The sequence below is a fragment of the Ruegeria sp. AH12 genome (genome assembly GCF_056541465.1).
Genome location: NZ_JBQFYL010000002.1, coordinates 72,779 through 95,482 on the forward strand (window position 1 = coordinate 72,779; position 22,704 = coordinate 95,482).

General features: G+C 57.7%; 22 protein-coding genes and 1 tRNA gene. 13 read left to right on the top strand and 10 right to left on the bottom strand.

All coding sequences use genetic code 11. The features are described from left to right. Nucleotides 1-67 precede the first annotated feature (67 nt). Both gltX and gltA read left to right on the top strand, forming a co-directional pair. Complete coding sequence (gltX, locus tag ACR0EL_RS04385) at nt 68-1,468, top strand: glutamate--tRNA ligase (protein ID WP_480498544.1); 1,401 nt, start codon at nt 68-70, stop codon at nt 1,466-1,468. A gap of 122 nt (nt 1,469-1,590) precedes the next feature. Continuing rightward, entirely contained in the window at nt 1,591-2,886 is a 1,296-nt protein-coding gene (gltA, locus tag ACR0EL_RS04390) for a citrate synthase (protein WP_170532864.1), read from the top strand. Nucleotides 2,887-2,931: 45 nt separating this feature from the next. Here the strand turns inward: gltA and ACR0EL_RS04395 are convergent, their stop codons facing one another. Then, a complete protein-coding gene (locus tag ACR0EL_RS04395) occupies nt 2,932-3,999 on the bottom strand; it encodes a PA0069 family radical SAM protein (RefSeq protein WP_480498546.1) in 1,068 nt (355 codons plus the stop codon). A 287-nt stretch (nt 4,000-4,286) separates the two neighbouring features. Between ACR0EL_RS04395 and ACR0EL_RS04400 the strand changes: the two genes are divergently transcribed. Beyond that, nucleotides 4,287-4,985, top strand: coding sequence for a corrinoid protein (locus ACR0EL_RS04400; RefSeq protein WP_170532858.1), 699 nt, complete (start codon nt 4,287-4,289; stop codon nt 4,983-4,985). A gap of 195 nt (nt 4,986-5,180) precedes the next feature. Further along, entirely contained in the window at nt 5,181-5,837 is a 657-nt protein-coding gene (locus tag ACR0EL_RS04405; RefSeq protein WP_480498548.1) for a DUF1638 domain-containing protein, read from the top strand. A gap of 9 nt (nt 5,838-5,846) precedes the next feature. Here the strand turns inward: ACR0EL_RS04405 and ACR0EL_RS04410 are convergent, their stop codons facing one another. Next, the gene (locus tag ACR0EL_RS04410; RefSeq protein ID WP_480498550.1) at nt 5,847-6,257 is read right to left on the bottom strand and encodes a SufE family protein; all 411 of its coding nucleotides are present in this window, start codon (nt 6,255-6,257) and stop codon (nt 5,847-5,849) included. 140 nt (nt 6,258-6,397) lie between these two features. Here ACR0EL_RS04410 and ACR0EL_RS04415 point away from each other — a divergent pair, with 140 nt between their 5' ends. Then, entirely contained in the window at nt 6,398-6,922 is a 525-nt protein-coding gene (locus ACR0EL_RS04415; protein WP_353007770.1) for a hypothetical protein, read from the top strand. 6 nt (nt 6,923-6,928) lie between these two features. On the opposite strand, the gene rnd is transcribed toward ACR0EL_RS04415, so the two are convergent. The 3 genes from rnd to purM all read right to left on the bottom strand — a co-directional run bounded on the left by rnd (nt 6,929) and on the right by purM (nt 9,840). Next, nucleotides 6,929-8,086, bottom strand: a complete 1,158-nt coding sequence (gene rnd / locus ACR0EL_RS04420; RefSeq protein ID WP_480498552.1) for a ribonuclease D — start codon at nt 8,084-8,086, stop codon at nt 6,929-6,931. 114 nt (nt 8,087-8,200) lie between these two features. Further along, nucleotides 8,201-8,797 (bottom strand): phosphoribosylglycinamide formyltransferase, encoded by a 597-nt coding sequence (purN, locus tag ACR0EL_RS04425; protein WP_480498553.1) that lies wholly within the window; start codon nt 8,795-8,797, stop codon nt 8,201-8,203. Then, the gene (gene purM, locus ACR0EL_RS04430) at nt 8,794-9,840 is read right to left on the bottom strand and encodes a phosphoribosylformylglycinamidine cyclo-ligase (RefSeq protein ID WP_480498555.1); all 1,047 of its coding nucleotides are present in this window, start codon (nt 9,838-9,840) and stop codon (nt 8,794-8,796) included. The genes purN and purM overlap by 4 nt, the downstream gene beginning before the upstream one ends. Nucleotides 9,841-9,947: 107 nt before the next feature. Here purM and ACR0EL_RS04435 point away from each other — a divergent pair. Continuing rightward, nucleotides 9,948-10,024 (top strand) — tRNA-Ile (locus tag ACR0EL_RS04435). Between the two features lie 122 nt (nt 10,025-10,146). Here the strand turns inward: ACR0EL_RS04435 and ACR0EL_RS04440 are convergent. Next, nucleotides 10,147-11,274, bottom strand: a complete 1,128-nt coding sequence (locus ACR0EL_RS04440; RefSeq protein ID WP_480498557.1) for a Hint domain-containing protein — start codon at nt 11,272-11,274, stop codon at nt 10,147-10,149. A gap of 605 nt (nt 11,275-11,879) precedes the next feature. Here ACR0EL_RS04440 and ACR0EL_RS04445 point away from each other — a divergent pair. Continuing rightward, nucleotides 11,880-12,380 carry a flavin reductase family protein gene (locus tag ACR0EL_RS04445; protein ID WP_480498559.1) on the top strand — a complete coding sequence of 167 codons (501 nt, stop codon included), beginning with the start codon at nt 11,880-11,882 and terminating at the stop codon, nt 12,378-12,380. On the opposite strand, the gene ACR0EL_RS04450 is transcribed toward ACR0EL_RS04445, so the two are convergent. The 3 genes from ACR0EL_RS04450 to ACR0EL_RS04460 are packed head-to-tail and all read right to left on the bottom strand — an operon-like array spanning nt 12,377 to nt 14,609. After that, the gene (locus ACR0EL_RS04450) at nt 12,377-12,856 is read right to left on the bottom strand and encodes a DUF6505 family protein (protein WP_480498561.1); all 480 of its coding nucleotides are present in this window, start codon (nt 12,854-12,856) and stop codon (nt 12,377-12,379) included. The genes ACR0EL_RS04445 and ACR0EL_RS04450 overlap by 4 nt on opposite strands. Continuing rightward, nucleotides 12,853-13,551: a biotin/lipoate--protein ligase family protein gene (locus ACR0EL_RS04455; protein WP_480498563.1), complete on the bottom strand. Its 699-nt coding sequence runs from the start codon at nt 13,549-13,551 to the stop codon at nt 12,853-12,855. The genes ACR0EL_RS04450 and ACR0EL_RS04455 overlap by 4 nt, the downstream gene beginning before the upstream one ends. Continuing rightward, nucleotides 13,548-14,609 carry an Mrp/NBP35 family ATP-binding protein gene (locus ACR0EL_RS04460; protein WP_480498565.1) on the bottom strand — a complete coding sequence of 354 codons (1,062 nt, stop codon included), beginning with the start codon at nt 14,607-14,609 and terminating at the stop codon, nt 13,548-13,550. Before ACR0EL_RS04460 ends, ACR0EL_RS04455 begins: the two co-directional genes overlap by 4 nt. Before the next feature lie 108 nt (nt 14,610-14,717). Between ACR0EL_RS04460 and ACR0EL_RS04465 the strand changes: the two genes are divergently transcribed. Then, nucleotides 14,718-15,446 (top strand): hypothetical protein, encoded by a 729-nt coding sequence (locus tag ACR0EL_RS04465; RefSeq protein WP_480498566.1) that lies wholly within the window; start codon nt 14,718-14,720, stop codon nt 15,444-15,446. Here ACR0EL_RS04465 and ACR0EL_RS04470 read toward each other — a convergent pair. Beyond that, nucleotides 15,440-17,395 (bottom strand): 4Fe-4S binding protein, encoded by a 1,956-nt coding sequence (locus ACR0EL_RS04470; protein WP_480498568.1) that lies wholly within the window; start codon nt 17,393-17,395, stop codon nt 15,440-15,442. The two genes, ACR0EL_RS04465 and ACR0EL_RS04470, sit on opposite strands and share 7 nt — an antisense overlap. Before the next feature lie 259 nt (nt 17,396-17,654). On the opposite strand from ACR0EL_RS04470, the gene ACR0EL_RS04475 reads away from it, so the two are divergent. The 5 genes from ACR0EL_RS04475 to ACR0EL_RS04495 all read left to right on the top strand — a co-directional run bounded on the left by ACR0EL_RS04475 (nt 17,655) and on the right by ACR0EL_RS04495 (nt 22,697). Then, nucleotides 17,655-18,209 (top strand): DUF3305 domain-containing protein, encoded by a 555-nt coding sequence (locus ACR0EL_RS04475; protein ID WP_480498570.1) that lies wholly within the window; start codon nt 17,655-17,657, stop codon nt 18,207-18,209. Beyond that, on the top strand, nt 18,206-18,787 hold the full coding sequence (locus tag ACR0EL_RS04480; protein ID WP_480498572.1) for a DUF3306 domain-containing protein: 582 nt from the start codon (nt 18,206-18,208) through the stop codon (nt 18,785-18,787). The genes ACR0EL_RS04475 and ACR0EL_RS04480 overlap by 4 nt, the downstream gene beginning before the upstream one ends. A gap of 3 nt (nt 18,788-18,790) precedes the next feature. Further along, nucleotides 18,791-19,402 carry a TorD/DmsD family molecular chaperone gene (locus ACR0EL_RS04485; RefSeq protein WP_480498574.1) on the top strand — a complete coding sequence of 204 codons (612 nt, stop codon included), beginning with the start codon at nt 18,791-18,793 and terminating at the stop codon, nt 19,400-19,402. 58 nt (nt 19,403-19,460) lie between these two features. Next, entirely contained in the window at nt 19,461-19,649 is a 189-nt protein-coding gene (locus ACR0EL_RS04490) for a ubiquinol-cytochrome c reductase iron-sulfur subunit N-terminal domain-containing protein (protein ID WP_170376587.1), read from the top strand. A 153-nt stretch (nt 19,650-19,802) separates the two neighbouring features. Next, nucleotides 19,803-22,697 carry a formate dehydrogenase subunit alpha gene (locus tag ACR0EL_RS04495; protein WP_480498576.1) on the top strand — a complete coding sequence of 965 codons (2,895 nt, stop codon included), beginning with the start codon at nt 19,803-19,805 and terminating at the stop codon, nt 22,695-22,697. Nucleotides 22,698-22,704 lie beyond the last annotated feature (7 nt).

Genomic DNA, 22,704 nt, shown 5'->3' on the forward strand with positions numbered 1-22,704 from the left:
TCCTTCGGGCTCGTTAGACAGGCGCCAAATTAAGCCCGACACGGTTACCAAAAGGTTAATCCACACAATGTCCGATCAGGTTGTCACCCGTTTCGCCCCCTCGCCCACCGGATTTCTGCACATCGGTGGCGCACGCACCGCGCTGTTCAACTGGCTTTATGCGCGCGGCCGTGGCGGCAAGTTCCTGCTGCGAATCGAGGACACGGACCGCGAGCGTTCGACACCGGAAGCAACCGCCGCTATCCTGCAAGGCATGGCCTGGCTGGGGTTGGATCATGATGGCGATGTGATCTCTCAGTTCGAAGGGGCCGCACGCCATGCCGAGGTAGCACATCACCTGCTGGCCGAGGGCAAAGCGTATAAGTGCTTCTCGACCCAGGACGAAATCGCAGCCTTCCGCGAGCAGGCCCGGGCCGAGGGCAAATCAACCCTGTTCCGCAGCCCCTGGCGCGATGCCGACCCTGCAACGCATCCGGATGCGCCCTTTGTGATCCGAATAAAGGCCCCGCAGGACGGTTCCACGGTAATCCGCGATCAGGTGCAAGGCGATGTGACGATCCGCAATGATCAATTGGACGACATGGTCCTGCTGCGTTCTGATGGCACGCCGGTCTATATGCTGGCCGTTGTGGTGGACGATCACGATATGGGTGTTACCCATGTTATTCGCGGCGACGACCATCTAAACAACGCCGCCCGGCAGATGATGATCTACGAGGCCATGGGTTGGCCCGTTCCCGTTTGGGCGCATATCCCGCTGATCCACGGGCCGGACGGCAAGAAACTGTCCAAACGCCATGGCGCATTGGGCGCGCAGGAGTATCAGGCGATGGGCTATCCCGCTGCCGGTATGCGCAACTATCTTGCGCGTCTGGGATGGAGCCACGGGGATGACGAGTTTTTCACCGATGCGCAAGCCAAAGAGTGGTTTGATCTGGACGGCATCGGCAAAAGCCCGGCGCGTTTCGATCTGAAAAAACTGGAAAATCTGTGTGGGCAGCACATTGCGATCTCTGACGATACTGCACTGCGGCATGAGATCGAAGGGTATCTGGCCGCTGCTGCGCTGCCTGCTCTCACACAGACACAATCGGGTGATCTTGAACGGGCAATGTTTTGTCTAAAGGATCGCGCGCGGACTTTCCCGGAACTCCTTGAAAAAGCATATTTTGTTCTGACTGAACGCCCGATCGTTCCAGATGAGAAGGCTGCTAAGGCTCTCACAAATGTATCCGATGGTATACTGGAAGAATTGACGCCGCAGCTGCAAAATGTTAGCTGGTCGCGAAACGAGCTGGAAGAGGCGCTGAATTCCTTTGCCGAAGCACGGGAACTCAAGTTTGGCAAGCTGGCAGGTCCACTCAGGGCCATCCTGGCAGGTCGGGCCGTCACACCTTCGGTTTTTGACATGATGCTTGTGCTGGGACGCGATGAAACCCTGGCGCGGCTTTCTGAGGCAGCGACATAAACCCAATCTTCATAAACGGGTAACGCTGCTCCGCTAACACCCGGACTGCGCGCCCGCGCGCAGTCATTGCCCGCATGGTTCGGCGACGATCCGGCCTGCGCACGAATGAAGAAGGGATAACCATGACTGATAGCAGCAAAACCGCCACTCTGACCGTCCACGGAAAAGAGTATGAGTTGCCGGTTCACTCACCGACGGCCGGGCCTGACGTTGTCGATATCCGCAAATTGTACGGTCAGGCGGGTGTATTCACCTATGATCCGGGCTTTACCTCAACCGCCAGCTGCGACAGCACCATCACCTATATCGATGGCGAAAAAGGTGAGCTACTGCACCGCGGCTATCCGATCGACCAACTGGCCGAGAAATCCCATTTCCTGGAAGTGTGCTATCTGCTGCTTTACGGAGAGCTGCCGAGCGCCAAAGACCTGGAAACCTTCGAGACCACGATCACACGTCACACCATGCTGCATGAGCAGATGCTGTATTTCTACCGTGGCTTCCGCCGTGACGCGCATCCGATGGCGATTATGGTGGGTGTTGTTGGCGCCATGTCGGCCTTCTACCACGACTCGACCGACATCGCTGACCCGCACCAGCGTGAGGTCGCATCGCATCGTCTGATCGCCAAGATGCCGACGATTGCGGCCTGGGCCTACAAATATCACATCGGTCAGCCCTTCGTGTATCCACGCAACGATCTGGACTACGCATCGAACTTCCTGCGCATGTGCTTTGCTGTTCCGGCTGAAGAGTATGAGGTCAACCCGATCCTGAGCCGCGCGATGGACCGTATCTTTACCCTGCATGCGGATCACGAACAGAACGCCTCAACCTCGACCGTGCGCCTGGCCTCGTCTTCGGGTGCTAACCCGTTCGCTTGTATTGCGGCCGGGATCGCCTGCCTGTGGGGGCCGGCGCATGGGGGTGCGAACCAGGCCTGTCTAGAGATGCTTAAAGAGATCGGCACCGTTGACCGTATCCCTGAATACATCGCCCGCGCCAAGGACAAGAACGACCCGTTCCGCCTGATGGGCTTTGGCCACCGCGTCTACAAGAACTTCGACCCGCGCGCCAAGGTTATGAAGCAGTCGGCTGACGAAGTACTGGATCTGCTGGGCATCGAAGACAATCCGAAGCTGCAGGTCGCCAAGGAACTTGAGCGTGAGGCGCTGGAAGATCCGTATTTCGCCGAGAAGAAACTGTTCCCGAACGTGGACTTCTATTCGGGCATCATTCTCGAAGCGATGGGCTTCCCCACCTCGATGTTCACCCCTATCTTTGCGTTGTCGCGCACCGTTGGTTGGGTCAGCCAGTGGAAAGAGATGATCGCCGATCCGCAGAACAAGATCGGTCGCCCGCGCCAGTTGTATCTGGGTGAGACGAACCGCAACTACGTGGATATCGAAAAGCGCTAAGCATCAGACCCAAGCAACGCCCCGGATCATCCGGGGCGTTTTGCTTTAGAGAAGGCTCAGCTGATCGCCTGCCTGCGGCGGCTTGGCAAATAGGTCCGCCCGCAAAGGGTGCGCGTCAACACGCAACCCCAATCGTTTGACCGCCAGCTTGAAGCGTTGCGCGATCACCTCGGCATATTCGCCCTCGCCCCGCATCCTATGGCCCCAACGCGGATCATATTCCCGCCCACCATGCATTTCACGCAGGCGTGACATGACTTTCTCCGCGCGCGCCGGTTCATGTTGCGCCAGCCAATCCTTAAACAGCACCGACACTTCGCGCGGCAGGCGTAGCATGATCCAACTGGCGGTATCAGCCCCGGCATCCCGTCCCGCCTCAAGCAGGTGTTCCAGTTCATGATCGGTTAACCCGGGAATAAGTGGAGAGGTCATGACCCGCACCGGAACCCCTGCCCCGGTCAGCCGTTCTATCATCTGCAAACGTCGCTTAGGCGATGGAGCCCGAGGTTCCATCCGGCGCGACAGTTTCGCATCCAGCGTCGTCAGCGATATGCCAACACGCACCAGCCCAAGCGCGGCCATCGGCGCTAAAATATCCAGATCGCGTTCAATCAAGACCCCTTTGGTAACGATAGCAAGCGGATGGTTGAAGTCGCGCAAAACCTCAAGACAGCCTCTTGTTATCAAACGGGTTTTCTCGATGGGTTGATATGGGTCGGTATTCGTACCCAGCGCCATTGTTGCCACGCGGTATCTGCGCGCCGAAAGCTCTTGCCGCAGCAGATCAGCCGCGTTCGGGCGCGCAATCAGGCGGGTTTCGAAATCCAGCCCCGGGGACAGCCCAAGATAGGCATGGCTTGGCCGGGCAAAGCAATAGACACAGCCATGCTCACACCCGCGATACGGGTTGATCGATCGGTCGAACGGCAAATCCGGGGACCGGTTATAGGAAATGATACTGCGTGCAACCTCCTCCCGAACTTCGGTTCGAAGCGGCGGAAGATCGTCGTCCTGCGGCCATCCATCATCGGTTTCCAACGTTGTAAAACGTTCGAAGCGCCCGGCATCATTTGATGCCGTTCCTCGCCCCCGTATCCTGGATTGATCGACCATATGTTCGCTCTTTGTTCTCGTCTCGACGATACGCAAAGAGCGCAGCTCCATCAAGAGCGCTTCAATAGTGTCGTGTTCAATTATCGAGATGAATTTGCCTAACAATCTGAACATTATGCAGAATGATCTTGCAGAAAATTCAGTCGCCCTGCGCAAATTTCTATCTTATAGGTCGGTCCCGAAACGACTGAGGTCGCAATCGTCACAGTCAAACTGCGGCGTTTTGGCCAAAACGGAAAAAATGCCATCTTGGTGCCATTGGCCCATACAGCTCAGGGAAACGCCCCATGTCTGATGAAGAAGATATCGTCCTGTCCGAACTGAATGACGATGAACTTGTCGAACAGATGTTCGATGATCTTTATGACGGCCTGAAAGAAGAAATTGAAGAAGGTGTAAACATCCTGCTGGAACGCGGATGGGTGCCCTACGACATTCTGACCAAGGCCTTGGTCGGTGGGATGACCATCGTGGGCCACGACTTCCGCGACGGTATCCTGTTCGTGCCCGAGGTTCTGCTGGCTGCCAACGCCATGAAGGGCGGGATGGCGATCCTGAAGCCTCTGCTGGCCGAAACCGGTGCACCGCGCGTTGGTAAAATGGTCATCGGCACCGTTAAAGGTGACATCCACGACATCGGCAAAAACCTTGTTTCGATGATGATGGAAGGCGCGGGTTTCGAAGTTGTCGATATCGGCATCAACAACCCGGTCGAAAACTATCTGGAAGCGCTGGAAAGCGAAGAGCCCGATATTCTAGGTATGTCCGCCCTGCTGACCACGACCATGCCTTACATGAAAGTCGTGATCGACACATTGGTCGAGCAAGGCGTGCGTGATGACTATATCGTTCTGGTCGGCGGCGCACCCTTGAACGAGGAATTCGGCAAGGCCATCGGTGCTGATGCCTACTGCCGCGATGCGGCTGTTGCGGTTGAAACCGCCAAGGAGTTTGTTTCGCGCAAGCACAATCAGATGGCGGGTTGATCCGGCAAAGCAATCCAAAACAAAGCCGCCCGATCTTGGGTGGCTTTTTTTTTGTGCGCGGCAGTGGCACGTTCCCGGTCTGTCGCCAGTTTGTGTAGAAAACGCGTCGGTGGCCACAGGCAGAAGGTCGGCACCAGACTTGCCTTCCTGTACGAAAGATCATTCTCTTAGCGAGAAGCTAATGGGTTCAAAGCCATGCCACAGAACACTTTACCTGACGATGCAAGCCTGACCACCGATGGGTATTCCGAGAACGAAGGCCAGCAGCAGATACTGCTGATCGCGTGCGGGGCTCTGGCGCGTGAGATTCTGGACCTGAAAAAACGCAACGGCTGGGACCATATGGCTCTGACTTGCTTGCCCGCGATCCTGCATATTCACCCGGACCGCATCACTCAGGCAGTCAAGGATGCGGTGGCAAAACACCGCGATGACTATGATCAGATCTTTGTCGTCTACGCAGATTGCGGCACCGGTGGGCTGTTGCAAAAAGCCTGTGAAGAGCTTGGGGTCGAGATGATCAAAGGCCCGCATTGCTATTCGTTCTTTGAAGGCAATCAGACCTTTGCCGACCGCGGCGATGATGAAACAACCGCTTTCTACCTGACGGACTTTCTGGCCCGGCAGTTCGACGCCTTTGTCTGGAAACCGTTGGGCCTGGACCGTCACCCAGAGCTGCGCGATATGTATTTCGGAAACTACACCAAACTGGTCTATCAGGCTCAGACGGATGATCCAGTCCTCACCGAACGCGCCCAGGCATGTGCCGAAAAAATGGGGTTGGCGTTCGAGCGTCGCCTGACCGGTTATGGCGATCTTGAAGTCACGCTAAAAGACTGGGCCAACCGCTAAGGCAGGCTGTCAGAGGTTTTGTTGTGCGACCTCGCGGATGCGCTCGATCATCGACCGCAAACCGTTTGAACGTTGTGCAGACAAGTGATCATGCAGGCCAAGACGGGCCAACTCACCCCCAGCATCCACCTTCAGAACCTCGGCCACCGGCAAACCGTTATACAAGGATCGCAATACCGCGATCAGTCCCCGCACGATCAAGGCGTCGCTATCGCCATCAAAATGGAACGTGCCATTCTCGATCATTGGTTGCAGCCAGACCTGACTGGCGCATCCGTCCACCTTGGTCGAAGGCACCTTGAAAGCATCGTCCAACGGTTCCATCGCTTTGCCCTGTTCAATCACATGACGATATCGGTCTTCCCAGTCTTCGAGAAACTCAAAATCCTCAACGATTTCTTCAAAGGCGGGCGTTGCCATGGTGGGGCGATCCTTGCGTTGTCTTCACAATTGTGACCTAAGCTCAGGCATCATCGCTGTCCAGCCCCTGCCGTGGCTTTTCAAGGCGTGGAAATTGCGCTAACCCATTGGCTGAACTGCCATCATAAAGCTGTGGGTCCATGCTGAAACCTCTGTCCCTACTTGTCGTTGTCTCACTGACCCTGTCTGCCTGCGGCTGGCGGGATTCGCGGGTAAACCCGTCAAACTGGTTCGGGGGCAGCAGATCAACCCCAGTAGAAGCCCCACCGGCAGATGATGCAAACGCGCTGATTCCGCAGGAACGTGAGCGCGGTGGCCTCTTCAAGCGACCCGAAGCAGAGGACACCAGCGTACCGATTGCCAAAGTCGATGAGCTGCGGATCGAACCGATCCCCTCGGGCGCCATCGTCTATGCCTCTGGCACGGCAATCCGGCAGGGAGCATTTGATGCGCGGCTGGTCCGGGTGGAGTCGGAAGAGAACCAGAAAAACGGCATCTTGGAATACACCTTCCGCGTCGACTATCCCAAAACCCAGACACCGCAAGGGTCTGAACGGACGCGTATGGTGTCGGATGCAATCAATGTCTCAAGCCAGGAATTGGAAGGCGTTCGCCTGGTGCGCGTGGTCGGACAGCAGAACGCATTGGAGTCGCGCCGGCGCTAGCCGTGCCTAAAGCGAGACAACTTTGACGTTTTCCCCATTGGCGGCCAGCGCGATCTTGCCTTCGCAAAGTTTCAGCGCATCTTCACCAAACACTTCAAAACGCCATCCGGACATGGCGGGCAATTCACGCTCGCCCGCCGCGATCTGATCCAGTTCCGAACTTGTTGCGATCAGCTTGGCCGCCACCCCGGAGCTTTCGGTCTTTGATTTCAAGAGCACGCGCAACAGGTCAGCCAGCGCCGGGTTAACCTTGAGCTTATCCCGCGAGTTATCAACTTTGGGCAACCTGTCCGCCGGGCAATTCACGCCGCGTTTCACCGCGGCCAGAATTCCGTCGGCAATCGCACCTTTGCGCGCTTCGCGCAGCAACAGGCGAGAGCCACCCAAATCAGAGGGTGTTTTGGGCTTGGTCGATGCCAACTCAATCAGGGCATCATCCTTGAACACCCGATTGCGCGGCACGTTGTTTTCCTGCGCATACGCCTCGCGGAATTGCGCCAACTCTCGCACAACGGCCAGAAACTTGGCCGAATTGGTGCGCGTCTTAACCCGTTTCCAGGCATCTTCGGGCTGTATGTCATAGGTCTGTGACTGGGTCAGGGTGCGCAACTCTTCCGCGACCCAGTGGCTGCGCCGGGTCTTTTCAAGCTCCGCCGCCAGATGCTCATAGATCTTGCGCAGATGCGTGACATCTGCCAGGGCATAAGTTTTTTGCGCATCCGTCAGCGGCCGACGGGACCAATCGGTAAAGCGAGACGTCTTGTCGACACCCTGTTTGCAAATTTTGCGCACAAGGGTTTCGTACCCCACCTGTTCGCCAAAACCGCAGACCATCGCGGCAACCTGCGTGTCAAACAAGGGTGTTGGGAAGACGTTGGCCTCGACCCAGAAAATCTCAAGATCCTGCCGAGCGGCGTGGAACACTTTGACTACGCTGTCGTTGCGAAACAAGTCGTAAAGCGGCTCAAGCGACAGACCATCTGCCAATGGGTCGACGAGAACGGCGCTGTCCTCATTTTCTGACGGCACGGCCAACTGCACCAGACAAAGTTTCGAGTAATAGGTCCGTTCGCGCAGAAACTCGGTGTCTACTGTCACATAGGGATAGCCTGCAGCAGCCGAGCAAAACTCGGCCAGCTCTTGCGTCGTCGTCAGGGTTTTCATGCGCCGTACTATTCTTGCTCTTGTTCTTTATGTGACTGCCCGTTTTTCCGCGTCCCGAGCGATAGATGCGACCATAGGACGAATTTTAGGGATCTGTAAATCACTCAGGGGCGATCAGGGCAGCATAAGGGGTGAACTGTTGCCATCCGCGAAACGACGCAGCACTGCGGGGTATAATTTGTGCTCCCACACCAGTACCCGTGCGGCCAGATCATCGGGTGTATCGCCCGGTGAAACCTCAACCCGCGCCTGACCAAGGATCGGGCCGTCATCCAATGCGGCGGTCACTTCATGCACGGTGCAGCCATGCTCGGCATCCCCCGCTTCAATGGCGCGCGCATGGGTATTCAGGCCCTTGTATTTGGGCAGCAGCGACGGATGGATGTTCAGCATTCGTCCCTGAAAGCGTGAGACAAAATCAGCCGTCAGAACCCGCATGAACCCTGCCAGGCACACGATGTCTGGCTGCGCTTGTTCCAGTGGTTTCAAAAGCTCGGCCTCAAAAGCGGCACGGTCGCCCTTGAAGGGGCGATGGTCCACCACAGCGGTTGCAATGCCACGATCCCGGGCTTTCGCTATCCCGCCCGCCTGCGCCTCATTGGACAAGACCAGACAGGGCCGCGCCGGATGATCGCCGGTCATGCTGTCGACCAGCGACACCATGTTGGAGCCACCCCCGGAGATCAGGATCGCAACGCGCTTGTGGCTCACAGCAGTTTGCCTGAATAGGCCACGCCTTCTGCGTCGGTGACAGTGCCGATGCGCGAGACGTCCTCACCCGCATCCGCCAACAAAGTTGACAGCGCGTCTGCTTGGTCAGCCGCGCAAACCACGATCATGCCAATGCCGCAGTTAAAGGTCTTCAGCATCTCAGCTTCAGAAATCCCGCCGGTTTCAGCCATCCAGTTGAAGACTTGCGGCATCTCCCATGCATTCAGATCAATCTGGGCCCCTAAACCTTCGGGCAAGACGCGCGGCAGGTTCTCGGTCAAGCCACCGCCTGTGATATGGGCCAGCGCATGCACGCCCCCTGCCCTAATCGCAGCCAGTGCTGGTTTCACATACAGCCGTGTCGGCGTCAGCAGTGCCTCACCCAACGCACCTCCACCAAAGGGTGAGTCTGTGTCCCAACCCAAACCCGAAATCTCAACCAGTTTGCGGACCAGAGAGTAGCCGTTGGAATGCACCCCATTCGAGGCCAGCCCCAGCAGAACATCGCCCGCCTGCACGCCATCAGGCAGATCAGCACCTCGTTCCATCGCGCCGACTGAAAAGCCAGCCAGATCGAAATCGCCATCGGGATACATACCCGGCATTTCGGCGGTTTCGCCACCGATCAGCGCGCAACCTGACTGCGCGCAACCTTCGGCAATCCCTTCGATGATCCTTGCAGCAGTATCCGTGTCTAGCTTGCCGGTTGCGAAATAGTCGAGGAAGAACAAAGGCTCAGCGCCCTGACAGATCAAATCGTTGACGCACATGGCGACCAGATCGATACCGACGCCATCGACAACACCGGTATCAATCGCGATCCGCAGCTTGGTACCGACACCGTCAGTCGCGCCTACCAAGATGGGGTCGTCATAGCCCGCTGCCTTCAGATCAAACAGCGCACCAAAGCCGCCCAGACCGCTCATCACACCGGGGCGGTTCGTCCGCTTGGCGGCGGGCTTAATCCGATCGACAAGAGCGTTGCCTGCGTCGATATCCACACCCGCATCGGCATAGGTGATTCCGTTCTTGCCCGCTGTCATGGTAGGTCCCTTAAGAATGCTTTGCGGGCGGGTTAGTCGATTGTGCGTCTTGTTGCAACGGTCAGGCTTGACGCGGGCGTTCACCGTGATACTCAAAGCGCTCAGGCGGGCCTGTAGCTCAATTGGTTAGAGCAGAGCGCTCATAACGCTTTGGTTGCGGGTTCAAGTCCTGCCGGGCCTACCAAAATCTCTGATTGACGCCGACAGTCTTTGTCGCGAGTCGGTACCCTCAAGACTTTTTCGTTCGCGATGGTCATGCCGGATTTGAAGGCGCGCATCGTCTTTACGTTGACCACTCCAGGCGACTCACCTCAACAATCTTGCCTCAGCACTTCGAACAAATGGTCGGGCGGGATGCGATGGTCCAACACCCTGGGCCAGCTCTGGAAATATCTCAACGAGCTCCTGATATACGGCACGATCTGCGTTCAAGATATGCTCGCCAGCAAAGAAGCTCTCCAGAGGAGCATTCTCGCAATATACGATCTCGTGTTGGTCGAACATGATATGGATGTATGTCACCTCGTCACATGGGCTGACATAAACCCGATCGCCGTCGCATAAGTGCTTGGCAGCGCAAAGCGCCTCGGGCATGTGCAGAAACAACTCACAGCGCCAACCCGAGATCAGAATCCGATGTTGTGGCGAAACCCTAAGGGTTTGCTCGTTTCCAATCGTGTGAGGTGCAAAACAGATCGGAGCATGTTTTCCACGGCCAGGTACGGTGCGTGTACTTATCCAACAGATCGGCCTCGGACCGTGGTCCAACGTCTCTACAAGATCACCAATCGCCAACTCCTCAATCAGACGGTCCCCGTCTGGGGTTCGGATCCGTGTTCCTTTGGTGAAACAGGCAATTTCGACATTCTCGATATTAACATAGGTAAAGGAACCACCGCCTGACAGAGTTACGGTGCCACCGGTCGAACCGGGCGAAAACGGAGTAAAGGTCGACCCTGCTGGCAAGATCAGTGTGTCGTTTCCGTTGCCACCGTTTACGAAACTCGTGTTCTGGCCTGCGTAAATGACATCTGCCCCACCACCGCCGTCCAGATTCCCACTTCCGTCTTCGGCAAAAAGGGTATCACGACCCCCGCCTCCACTGAGATTGTTGTTACCGGAACCACCACGCAGGATGTCCTGACCCTGGCCTCCAAAAATATTGTTGTTGCCGGAACCACCTTGCAGTACGTCGTTGCCGCGCCCGCCACTAATGCTGCCGCCAAGTGTGCCAGTGTCGGTGAACGTATCGTTCCCGCGTCCACCACTGTAGCCGCCCGCATTCAGGCCAACAGATCCGCTGACATTGTCGTCGTTGTTGTTTCCTGTGTATTCGACAAATTGGCTAAATGAGCCAGCGGTAAGGTCAGAATCTGTGTAACTGGTGACGGCACCCGTATTGATGTTCGTGAAGGTGATCGAATTCCCGGTCATTGTGACCTGGAACTGATTACTCAATCCAGAGACATCGATTGTGCTATCAGGGCCGATATCAAGCGACCCCCAGAACGCAGCGTCATTAATGTCTGCATCAGTTAAAGTTAAAAACACCGGCATCTTGAAACCCGCCTTCTGGCTCGGTGAGTTAAAGACTTGTTATAATAGATTAAACTGTATCGCGCAAAATCAACTTGGAACAACACTTGACACAAGTCTGAGCGTCATACTGCCGTCTCACTCTACGAGAGTCCGAATTCCAATCGGCTTCAATGGTCGCGAAATCATCTGAAATCAAGATGGCCTATCCGTTGATCAGCGTCAGATGCAATATCGCCAAACGCCGACGAAGAACATGTAAGCACCAGTTTTTATGGGTTTTTCACGTCCTAAAGTGTAATTTGGTTGGAGCAAAAACGATAAGTGTTTCGAGCACACCCACATCCGAGTATCAAGACGCTTCAACCTGATGAGTTGAGGTAAGTATCGTCTGTTGGCCAGGCAAATCTGGGAAACTTGATGACTTGGCATTGATCAAAGCTTTTGATGGACAAACCCTTTGCCGCATGGCACCTGAGGCGCGGCGAAGACAAGAGCGTGCGATGACCGAGAAAACCTTTATCCCCGGCCCCGATCAAAGCAGCGATTTTCGCGCGGCATTGGGCTGTTTCGGGACCGGTGTTACGGTTGTGACTACGCATACGGAAAACGGCCCCCGTGCGATCACCGTGAACTCTTTTGCATCCGTGTCGCTGGATCCGCCTTTGGTGCTGTGGTGTCTGGCCAAAGACTCGTTTCGCTTCAACGCGTTCAATTCCTGCCAGCACTACGCGATCCACGTCATGGCGCAGGAACAACAGGACGCCGCGCTGAAATTCGCCCGCGACGGCACCGATTTCTCACATGCCAAGTGGGAGTTGGACGCATCCGGTCGCCCTCAACTGGCCGAGTGTCTGGCACGGTTTGATTGCAAACTTCACGCCAAGCACGAAGCCGGGGATCACCTGATCCTTGTGGGTCAGGTCGAACAGGTGATGTACCGCACCGGCAAAGGCCTGATCTTTAAACGCGGTCAGTTCGGTGGTTTTGTCGACAACGTCTAGTCGTCAAGCGAGCCATGCACGGCCAGCGCCTCTAACTGCGTCTCTTGCGGTGTGATCACGCGAAACGCTTCATGCACGCCGCTTTCGGTCAACTCACGTGCAACGGTCAACAGCGTATTTGGCGCATGATCCACGCAAAGCTCCGACATATGATCGATTTCCGTTTGTGCCACGCCGCGTGCGGCTTCGGCTGAGGGCGCACCGTAGAACTGCACGAAATGCTCGGCCAGATTCCGAATGATCTGATCCTTTTCTGCCGCTTCAATCTGTGTCACCGCGACAAAGGTCACGCGCCCAAAGGTTTCCAGCCCCAACCAGCCATTGGCAAAGGCCTGCCGGGATTTCCCCTCCAGATCGCCTTGCCCCCAATTCGAAAACTCGAACCCGCCCGAGATGCACCATTCACCTGTCCGTGCAGGGGAATGAAATACATTCATATCGCTTTCATCGAAGTGGATCGCGCGGGCGAGTTTCATCGGCTTGCCTCCAATAGCTCTGTCAGCGGGCGCAGGTGGGTCTCTTCACCATTCCGGATCAACATGCCAAACCGCTCATCCGTACCCAAAAAAACACCCCCACCGGTCAGCGGCTCCCCAACGCCGCGCAAAAGACCCAGCCATTCGCCATGCAGCGGTGCGTTGCCGTCTTCTTGCCAGCGGTTGAGCCAGGTCAGCATGTGCCGCGACCAGCTTTCCACCAGTTGGGTCGCTGAGACATCGGCGCAACCTTCGTCGTAAAGCGCAGTGATATCAGGCGTGTTCCCCGGTGCGTCGCTGGTTTGCAGCAGTGCCAATTCCCACCCGATCACCAGCCAGTCGGGCATCTGAGTGGGTTCGGTGGTCGAAGCCGCCACATAGAACTGGCCACACTTCGCGCCGTTCACACAGATCAGACCATCCCATCCCAGATGCACAGCCACTTCGGGCGGGGCCAGCGCGCCCAAAGCGTTCTGAAACCCCACCGCACACAGCGGCAACATCGCCATCGCGTCTTGCAATGGCACCTCGGGCGCGAACACGATAGCCACGCGCAGGCGGTCAGCCTGAATGTTGTAAATCACCGTGCCCGCATCACAGCCCAAAGCCGCCATGGCCTGCGCTTTTTCGAAAGGGTCCTCGCCCCCCTTCGCGGCGAGACCTGACAGCAGCGGAGGGAAGACCGGATCACTCATGCGTTGCCTTTGGCAATCAGATCACGGGCAATCTTGCGGAAAGAATCTGCCTGAGCGCTGTCAGGTTTGCTTACTACAATTGGCGCGCCGCCATCTGCGGCCAGACGGATGTCCAGATGCAGCGGGATTTCCCCTAACAGAGGAACGCCCAGCCCCTCAGCCTCCGACGCGACGCCACCATGGCCAAAGATATGTTCCTCGTGCCCGCAGTTCGAACAGATGTGCGTCGACATGTTTTCGATCATCCCCAGGATCGGCGTCTTGAGCTGGTTGAACATATCAATCCCTTTGCGGGCGTCGATCAGGGCCACATCTTGCGGGGTCGAGACGACAATGGCGCCGTCCACCTGGAATTTCTGGCTCAGCGTCAGTTGCACGTCGCCGGTGCCTGGCGGCAGATCGACGATCAGCACATCTAAGGCACCCCATTGCACCTGGCTCATCATCTGTTGCAATGCGCCCATCAGCATCGGACCCCGCCAGACAACCGCTTGGCCTTCATTGGTCATCAGACCCATCGACATCATGGTGACGCCATGATTGCGTAGCGGCAGAATGGTCTTGCCATCGGGGCTGGCCGGGCGACCCGACACGCCCAGCATCCGAGGCTGCGATGGCCCATAGACATCCGCATCCAGCAGGCCCACCCGCCGGCCTTCGGCAGCCAGAGCACAGGCGAGGTTCGCGGATACGGTGGATTTACCCACCCCACCCTTGCCCGAGGCCACGGCGATGATCCGATCCACACCGGGTACGGCCTGCGGACCAGTCTGCGATGGTTTGGGCTTGAGCTTCAGATCCGGCGGGGCCTTATCGGAATGCGCGGTCATCATGGCCGAGACTTTGGCGACCCCATCCACCATCTGTGCGGCCTGTTCGGCTGCCGCGCGCACGGGTTCCATACGCTCGGCATGTTTGGGATCGATCTCGATGACAAACCGGACGGTATCGCCTTCGACATTCAGTGCACGGACAACGCCTGCGCTGACTATGTCCTGACCGGAGACCGGGTCAGTGATCTTTTTAAGGTTCGCCAGAACCGCGTCACGGACACTCATGCCTTCGTCCCCAAAACCTGCTCCATCGCATGGCTGCATTTCATCGCACCTGTCTCCGTCTTTCCTGGTTCATTTGACGCATTTGCCTGTTGGCCGTTAGGTTTGGCCATGCGCTTTGTCCTGTTGTGCCTCAGCCTGACGCTCACCGCCACCCCTTCCGGGTCGCAAGAGGCCATTGGGCTGGCTGCCCCGCCCGAGGTATCAGACACCGGCCTGTTGCAACATATTCTTCCGCGCTTTTCGCTCAAGACCGGGATACGCGTTATTGCAGACGAAAGCGGTATTATGTCGCTGACGGTAGGCTCAGCCGGTGATCCGGTCTTTGCCCGCGACGGTGTGATCTACCATCTGAGCATTCAGGACGACCCTCGGCAGACCCGATTCCGGGATTGGCTGACATCCGATATCGGAAAACGCACGGTCGAAAGCTTTACACCCGATCAGGGCCCGCCCTTTAGTGCCAGTTTTGAGGTTGCCGTCGCCGATAATGCTACCACAACCGATGGTGACGTGACCCTGGGCGAAGAGCTTTCGATGACTCATTGCGGTCGTTGTCACGTGATCGGTCCGAAAAACCGGATGAACGGGTTGGGCTCGACCCCCTCTTTCGCGGTTTTGCGCAGCCTTCCGGATTGGGATGAACGGTTTCAGGCCTTCTTTGCGCTGAACCCTCACCCCGCGTTCACCCAGATCGATGGGCTGACGCCACCCTTCGATCCGGCACGCCCATCGCCCATTCATCCGGTTGAGATGACATTGGACGACCTCGACGCCATCCTCGCCTTTGTTTCGATCATTGAAGCGGCAGATCTTGGCAAGCCGCTGCAACATCAATGATCCTTCCGCTTTGAGAAATAATCATCCGTCGTAACCACCCGAGGTTTGGGATTGGACTGGAACGGATTGTCCTCCATCTTGAATTGCGCGCCGACCCGGCAATTGTCACACATCTGGATCATCCGTGCCTGTTCGGACGAGGCAAACATCGGATGCGTGCCTGAAAGCTTCTCCATGATGCGTTCCACCGTCGATTTCACACCGAACAGGGCACCACATTCGACACAGGCAAAAGGTTCTTCTTCGTTCAACACTTGCTGAGACAGGGCCGTGTCGCTCAGATCCAGCTGCGGCACCAGTGTGATCGCATCCTCGGGGCAGATGTTGCGACACAGGCCGCATTGCAAGCAAGCATCCTGCTGAAAGTTCAGTTGCGGTTTGTCCGGATTGTCGATCAACGCCCCCGAGGGGCAAAGCGACACACAGCTGAGACACAAGGTACAGGCATCCGTATCCACTGCGACCGCACCATATGGGGCGCCCTCTGGCAAGGATAGCGGCTCTTCCATCATTGGGTTCAAAGCTTGTGCTGCCAGCCGCGTGATCTGTCGGCGATTGCCCAAGGGCAACACAGGATCTGTCAGCGGTGCCGGAACAGCCTGCTCATAAAGCAGATCGCACAACGCGTCCGGGTCGGCCTCATCAATAAGACTCAGACCGGCATCTGTGGCGATGGCCGAAGCCAGCGCGAGTTCCCGATCCAGTGCATCCCGCTCAGTCGTTGGTGCAAGCAGGATGTCCACCCGTGCAAACCCGTGGGCCAGACCCGCCAACATCTCGGCATGGCCGAACCCCGAGATGACACTCAGCTCCATCGGGATCACATCGGCGGGCAGGCCACGGCCAAAACGCGCGGCCAACCGGATCATCTCAGCCCCGTGGGCATCATGCACCAGCAAGCGCGGTGCACTGCCACCGGCCCGACGATAGGTGCGCGCCAGAACATGCATGCGAGACAGGATTGCGGATACCGGCGGATCCTCGTAGGTGATCGCTGTCGAAGGGCACAAGGCGGCGCAGGCCCCGCAACCTGCACAGATCATCGGGTCAATTGCGACATGCTCTCCGGCTGGTGTAATCGCCCCGGTTGGGCAGATATTAAGGCAGTTGGTGCAGGCGATCTGTTCGGCGCGCGAATGGGCGCAGAGCGTTTCCTCAAGCCGCACATAGAGCGGTTTTTCAAACGTCCCCACCAGTTGCGCCGCGTCGAACGCCAGGCGCGCAACAGCCAACGGATCGCGCGGATCGGCCCGCAGATACCCTTCGCGTTTGGAAGGGGCCTGAACCAACGGCGTGTCACCTACTAAATCAATTAGAATGTCACAGGCGGATCTGGCCCCATCACGCGGATCTGACCACGCGAAAGCGCCGCGACCCCCAGGCTCCATTTGCTGCAACTGGTCGATCCGCAGCGTAAATCCTCCCAACGCGCCAGTGACCGACCGTACCTCTCCATGTACCACGTCAAAAGACCGCGTCATGGGATGCCCGCCATCAGTTGTCAGAACTGTCACGGCCAGCACGCCGGCCAGACGATCCGCGAGTTCGAACGCAACTTCGGAGGGTCCGATGATGCAGCAGGTCCCTTCGCTAATCACATCCACGCTGGGTGTGATGGGCATCGGGATCATGGCCTCGGCCGCCAGAGCAGCCATTTTTGGGGCCGCATCCTGCGCCTGCTCTGACCAGCCCGCGCGATCCCGGATGTCCACAAATGCGGGCGATTCAACACCCAGATTCTCGGCAAGGTCCTGAAACACATCCTGCTCTTGCCCACAGGCAATCAGCACCGGGTCTTCGCCTGTCAGAACATCGGCCATCAAACCAAGTTCGCGGGTACACAATCCGGTGTGAACCTTCGAACACTCCAGATCGCAAGCCGATCCGATCCGCTCGGCATCGACGGATTGCGACCCTTCGCAGTCGCATAGAATAAGTTTGGTGGCCATGTCCCTCCCCCGGACAGCTTCCTTATCTTCCCACTTTAGATGGTATCCTGCAGCTTACAATCCACACTTCAAACGTAACCCAATTTGCTACCGGCATTCTGCAAGGCTTGTATTTTCTTATAGAAATACTCGGAATTTCACATGTTAAATTTTTGTCGATCACGCGGATTTGCACATAATACAGGCTTGGCAGATCGGTATTTTGTGTACCATAGTAGACGCAGGGTAAGGCACGGGAGAGCCTTACGGGGAGGAGCCAGTGGCCAAGGCCGCAAGCTGTATCGAAATGCCAGTTGGCGTCATTGTGCGCAAAACGCCCGGGGTCACCCGCTGGGCCAAGTGGAACTGGCGCGCGGTCGCTGCCCTGCCGGGTGCAGGCCCTGCGGATTGGGTTGAACTGCGCCGTGAGGGTGATGCTGTCGAATATCACGCCGCCACCCTGCCGTTGACCCTCTGGGTGGATGAGACTGAGGCCTACATGGTCAACCTGTCTGATGGGCAACCGTCGATCTATCTGGTTCTGCGCGATGCATTGGACGGAAAACGCCCGATGGATGCGGTACTGATCACAGCCTCTCCGTTCGAAGGCCAGGACTATGCGGATACGGGTGAGGAACTGGTCGAGAAAATCCCGATGTCCGAAGGTTTGATTGCCTGGGTTCGTGATTTTACCTTGGAACATCACCGCGATGACGTTTTCATCAAACGCCGCCGCGACAAGAAACGGACCGATCTGGTTGAGGATGGCAAAGGCGATGCGCGGATCCGGCAAGATTCTGACGTATACCGCGCGCCGCGGAGGGTTGTGCAATGACCCAGACCCGCGATTTCTGGTCCCGCCGCAAGGCTGCCGTTCAGGCCGAAGCTGAGGCCGAGGTCATCGCCGCAGAAGAACAAGTGATTGCCCTTCGGCAGGCCGAGCTCGAAGAAAAAAGCGACGCTCAAATACTGGCCGAGTTTGACCTGCCGGACCCCGATCAGCTGCAGGCGGGCGATGATGTATCGGGTTTCATGGCCAAAGCTGTGCCAGACCGTCTGCGCCGCCGCGCTCTGCGACGTCTTTGGCGGTTGAACCCGGTGCTGGCCAATGTGGATGGTCTTGTCGACTACGGCGAGGATTACACCGACGCCGCCTGCGTGATTGAGAACCTGCAAACCGCGTATCAGGTTGGCAAAGGGATGCTGGCTCATGTCGAAGCACTGGCGGCCGAGACCGAAGAACATGAAGTCGGGGTTGAGATTCAAGAGCCGGAGGATGAGCCTGAGGTCCAGCCAATCCTGGCTAAGGATTCAGCCCCGGAACCTGTCCCGATAACCGAGCTCGATGCGGAGGAAGAGATCACAGAGCTTTGCCCTGCCCCGCGTCGTATGAGATTTGAATTCGAAGGATAGCGCATGACCGCAGATAACGCGCAAACATTGGATATCTCAGCCGAGGATCGGCTGCGCGCGGATTTCTACAATTTCCTCGGTCTGCTTCTGGCCGGCCCGCCTGATCAATTGCTGCTGGACCAGATGGCCGGGCTAAGCGGCGATGAAACCGATCTGGGACAGGCCATTCAAGCGATGTCCCGCGTGGCCAAGGTCACCAAACCCGCCGCCGCCGAGCGCGAGTTCAACGCGCTGTTCATTGGCTTGGGGCGTGGTGAGTTGCTGCCCTATGCCAGCTTCTACCTGACTGGTTTCCTGAACGAAAAACCTTTGGCGCAACTGCGCAATGATATGGCCGTGCGCGGCATCACTCGGGCGCAGAACGTGTTCGAACCCGAAGACAACATCGCATCATTGATGGAGATGATGGCAGGCATGATCGTTGGACGCTTTGGCGCACCTGCCTTGCTGGAAGACCAAAAAGCGTTCTGGAACAAACATATCGGCCCCTGGGCCGCGCATTTCTATTCGGATTTGGAAGCCGCTGAAAACTCGGTTCTCTATGCTTCGGTCGGTACTGCCGGTCGGGTTTTCATGGAGATCGAGCGCGAGGCGTTCCGAATGACGGCGGCATAACCCGCCACTCGCCAGCGCCCGAATTGGCGCTAGATCGCAAATGGGAGAGGAGACACCCATGAGCAAGACCAAGGAAGAAGGCGCAACGCGCCGCGACTTCCTGAAACTGGCCGGAACCGCAGCGCCTGCTGCTGTTGCCGCTGCCAGCCTGAGCGGTCAAGCCGAAGCAGCCGAGCTGCCGACGGACGAGACCCGCATGCAGGACACCGCGCATACCCGCGCGTATCTGGAAAGCGCGCGCTTCTAAGCCACTTGAAAGCACGCTTTCAGCACGACGACTGCGCCCGGCGCACCAGCTGGACGATGTCACCACCCGACTGACGGTTGCGATTGGCCCTGACGTCGGTTTCGCAGTTACCAAGCCAGCCATGATCATCATGGCCAGCAAGGGAGGAAAACAATGCTTAGGAAAAAGACCAACGGGGTTGCGAGACGCCCCCAGCGGACAAGTATCCTGTCCCAGGTCGGCGAGAAAACCGTCGATCGCCGCGCATTCCTGCGTGGCTCGGGCCTGACGATTGGCGGCCTTGCCGCGATCAGCGCCACGGGTGGAACCGTGACGCCAGCCAGCGCCCAGACAGCGGCCAATCAGGCCGTTGAGAATATCAAATCCATCTGCACCCACTGCTCGGTCGGCTGTACAGTCGTTGCCGAAGTGCAGAACGGGGTTTGGGTCGGGCAGGAACCCGGTTGGGACAGCCCGTTCAATCTGGGTGCACATTGCGCCAAGGGGGCCTCGGTCCGCGAGCACGCCCATGGCGAGCGCCGCCTCAAGTATCCGATGAAAAAGGAAGGCGGGGAATGGAAACGCATCAGCTGGGAACAGGCGATCGACGAGATCGGCGATGGCATGATGAACATCCGTCAGGAATCCGGGCCGGACAGCGTGTACTGGCTGGGCTCCGCCAAACACAACAACGAACAGGCCTATCTGTTCCGTAAGTTCGCCGCCTACTGGGGTACGAACAACGTAGACCATCAGGCCCGTATCTGCCACTCGACCACTGTTGCGGGTGTTGCGAATACATGGGGCTACGGCGCCATGACCAATTCGTATAACGACATTCATAACTCTCGGGCCATCTTCATCATCGGCGGCAACCCGGCCGAGGCGCACCCCGTCTCGCTGTTGCATGTCCTGCGCGCGAAAGAGCAGAACAACGCCCCGCTGATCGTCTGCGACCCGCGCTTCACGCGCACCGCGGCGCATGCGGATGAATATGTGCGCTTCCGTCCCGGCACTGACGTTGCTCTGATTTGGGGTATCCTGTGGCACATCTTCGACAACGGTTGGGAGGACAAAGAGTTCATCCGCACCCGTGTCTGGGGAATGGATCAAATCCGCACCGAGGTCGCCAACTGGAACCCGGAAGAGACCGAGCGTGTGACCGGCGTTCCCGGCTCACAGCTCAAGCGCGTCGCCCGGACGATGGTCAACAACCGCCCCGGCACCGTGATCTGGTGTATGGGTGGAACCCAGCACACCAACGGGAACAACAACACCCGCGCCTATTGCGTGCTTCAGCTTGCGCTTGGCAACATGGGCACCTCGGGTGGTGGCACCAACATCTTCCGCGGCCATGACAATGTGCAGGGCGCGACGGACCTTGGTGTTCTGTCCCACACCCTGCCCGGCTACTATGGCCTGTCTAAGGGTGCATGGGGTCACTGGGCCCGTGTCTGGGGGGAAGATCCCGAATGGCTGGCAGGTCAGTTCGCCACGATCAAAGATAAGGACGGCAAGGATAAACCGTTGCAGAACGAGCGCGGTATCCCGGTTTCCCGCTGGATCGACGGTGTTCTGGAAGACCCGGCCAACATGGATCAGGACAATAATGTCCGTGCCATGGTTCTGTGGGGCCACGCGCCCAACTCGCAGACCCGGATGACGGAAATGAAGACGGCGATGGAAAAGCTGGACATGCTGGTCGTGATCGACCCGTATCCCACCGTTTCCGCCGTTCTACATGACCGGACCGATGGCGTCTACCTGCTGCCGGCCTGTACGCAGTTCGAAACCCGTGGCTCGGTCACGGCGTCGAACCGCTCGCTGCAATGGCGTGACAAAGTGGTTGATCCGCTGTTCGAAAGCCTGCCGGACGAGGTCATCATGGCCAAGTTCGCCAACAAGTTCGGCTGGGCGGATCGGTTGTTCCGCAATATCGAGATGGACGACCCGGAAACCCCGAATGTTGAAAGCATCACGCGTGAGTTCAACGCCGGTCTCTGGACCATCGGCTATACCGGTCAGTCGCCAGAGCGCCTGAAAAGCCATATGGCCAACCAGCACACGTTCGACAGAACCACGCTGCAAGCCATTGGTGGGCCAAACGACGGCGAATATTACGGTCTGCCCTGGCCTTGCTGGGGAACACCGGAAATGGGTCACACGGGGACACCAAACCTCTATGACATGTCCAAGCCGGTGGCCGAAGGTGGCCTGACCTTCCGCGCGCGCTTTGGCGTGGAACGGGACGGCGACAACCTGCTGGCCGAAGGGGTCTATAGCGTTGGATCGGAAATTCAGGATGGTTATCCCGAATTCACCATGCAGATGCTGATGGATCTTGGCTGGGATGGTGATCTGACGGCTGAGGAACGTGCAGCCATCGACGCCGTTGCAGGACCAGAGACCAACTGGAAGACCGACCTTAGCGGCGGCATCCAAAGGGTCGCAATCGAGCATGGCTGTGCGCCCTTCGGGAACGCCAAAGCCCGCGCGGTTGTTTGGACCTTCCCGGATCCGATCCCACTGCATCGCGAACCGCTTTATACAAACCGGCGTGATCTGGTGGCGGACTACCCAACCTACGAGGACCGTCAGGCCTATCGCCTGCCCACCCTTTACGCTTCGATCCAAAAGAACGACTTTTCAAAGGATTATCCAATAATCCTCACGTCAGGTCGTCTGGTCGAATATGAGGGCGGTGGCGATGAGACACGGTCGAACCCGTGGCTGGCCGAGCTTCAGCAGGACATGTTCGTCGAGATCAATCCGCGCGATGCCAACAACCTTGGTATTCGGGACGGATCACAGGTCTGGGTCGAAGGTCCTGAGGGCGGCAAGGTTAAGGTGATGGCGATGCTGACCAACAGGGTCGGTGCCGGCGTGGCCTTCATGCCGTTCCACTTTGGTGGCCATTTCCAGGGCGAGGACCAGCGGCACAAATACCCCGCCGGTGCAGACCCCTATGTTCTGGGTGAAAGTACAAACACCGCCCAGACCTATGGCTACGATTCAGTGACCCAGATGCAGGAGACCAAAGCGACTCTCTGCAAGATCTGGGCAGCGTAAGGAGGAG

Excerpts from the sequence above, each read along its gene's own strand:
- gltA (WP_170532864.1), top strand. The coding sequence starts at position 1,591 with ATGACTGATAGCAGCAAAACCGCCACTCTGACCGTCCACGGAAAAGAG.
- ACR0EL_RS04460 (WP_480498565.1), bottom strand. The coding sequence starts at position 14,609 with ATGAGTGTCCGTGACGCGGTTCTGGCGAACCTTAAAAAGATCACTGAC.
- ACR0EL_RS04440 (WP_480498557.1), bottom strand. The coding sequence starts at position 11,274 with ATGACCGGGAATTCGATCACCTTCACGAACATCAATACGGGTGCCGTC.
- ACR0EL_RS04465 (WP_480498566.1), top strand. The coding sequence starts at position 14,718 with ATGCGCTTTGTCCTGTTGTGCCTCAGCCTGACGCTCACCGCCACCCCT.
- rnd (WP_480498552.1), bottom strand. The coding sequence starts at position 8,086 with ATGAAAACCCTGACGACGACGCAAGAGCTGGCCGAGTTTTGCTCGGCT.
- ACR0EL_RS04415 (WP_353007770.1), top strand. The coding sequence starts at position 6,398 with ATGCTGAAACCTCTGTCCCTACTTGTCGTTGTCTCACTGACCCTGTCT.
- ACR0EL_RS04410 (WP_480498550.1), bottom strand. The coding sequence starts at position 6,257 with ATGGCAACGCCCGCCTTTGAAGAAATCGTTGAGGATTTTGAGTTTCTC.
- ACR0EL_RS04490 (WP_170376587.1), top strand. The coding sequence starts at position 19,461 with ATGAGCAAGACCAAGGAAGAAGGCGCAACGCGCCGCGACTTCCTGAAA.
- ACR0EL_RS04485 (WP_480498574.1), top strand. The coding sequence starts at position 18,791 with ATGACCGCAGATAACGCGCAAACATTGGATATCTCAGCCGAGGATCGG.
- ACR0EL_RS04495 (WP_480498576.1), top strand. The coding sequence starts at position 19,803 with ATGCTTAGGAAAAAGACCAACGGGGTTGCGAGACGCCCCCAGCGGACA.
- ACR0EL_RS04470 (WP_480498568.1), bottom strand. The coding sequence starts at position 17,395 with ATGGCCACCAAACTTATTCTATGCGACTGCGAAGGGTCGCAATCCGTC.
- purM (WP_480498555.1), bottom strand. The coding sequence starts at position 9,840 with ATGACAGCGGGCAAGAACGGAATCACCTATGCCGATGCGGGTGTGGAT.
- ACR0EL_RS04480 (WP_480498572.1), top strand. The coding sequence starts at position 18,206 with ATGACCCAGACCCGCGATTTCTGGTCCCGCCGCAAGGCTGCCGTTCAG.
- ACR0EL_RS04395 (WP_480498546.1), bottom strand. The coding sequence starts at position 3,999 with ATGGTCGATCAATCCAGGATACGGGGGCGAGGAACGGCATCAAATGAT.
- ACR0EL_RS04455 (WP_480498563.1), bottom strand. The coding sequence starts at position 13,551 with ATGAGTGATCCGGTCTTCCCTCCGCTGCTGTCAGGTCTCGCCGCGAAG.
- ACR0EL_RS04405 (WP_480498548.1), top strand. The coding sequence starts at position 5,181 with ATGCCACAGAACACTTTACCTGACGATGCAAGCCTGACCACCGATGGG.
- ACR0EL_RS04450 (WP_480498561.1), bottom strand. The coding sequence starts at position 12,856 with ATGAAACTCGCCCGCGCGATCCACTTCGATGAAAGCGATATGAATGTA.
- ACR0EL_RS04445 (WP_480498559.1), top strand. The coding sequence starts at position 11,880 with ATGACCGAGAAAACCTTTATCCCCGGCCCCGATCAAAGCAGCGATTTT.
- ACR0EL_RS04400 (WP_170532858.1), top strand. The coding sequence starts at position 4,287 with ATGTCTGATGAAGAAGATATCGTCCTGTCCGAACTGAATGACGATGAA.
- gltX (WP_480498544.1), top strand. The coding sequence starts at position 68 with ATGTCCGATCAGGTTGTCACCCGTTTCGCCCCCTCGCCCACCGGATTT.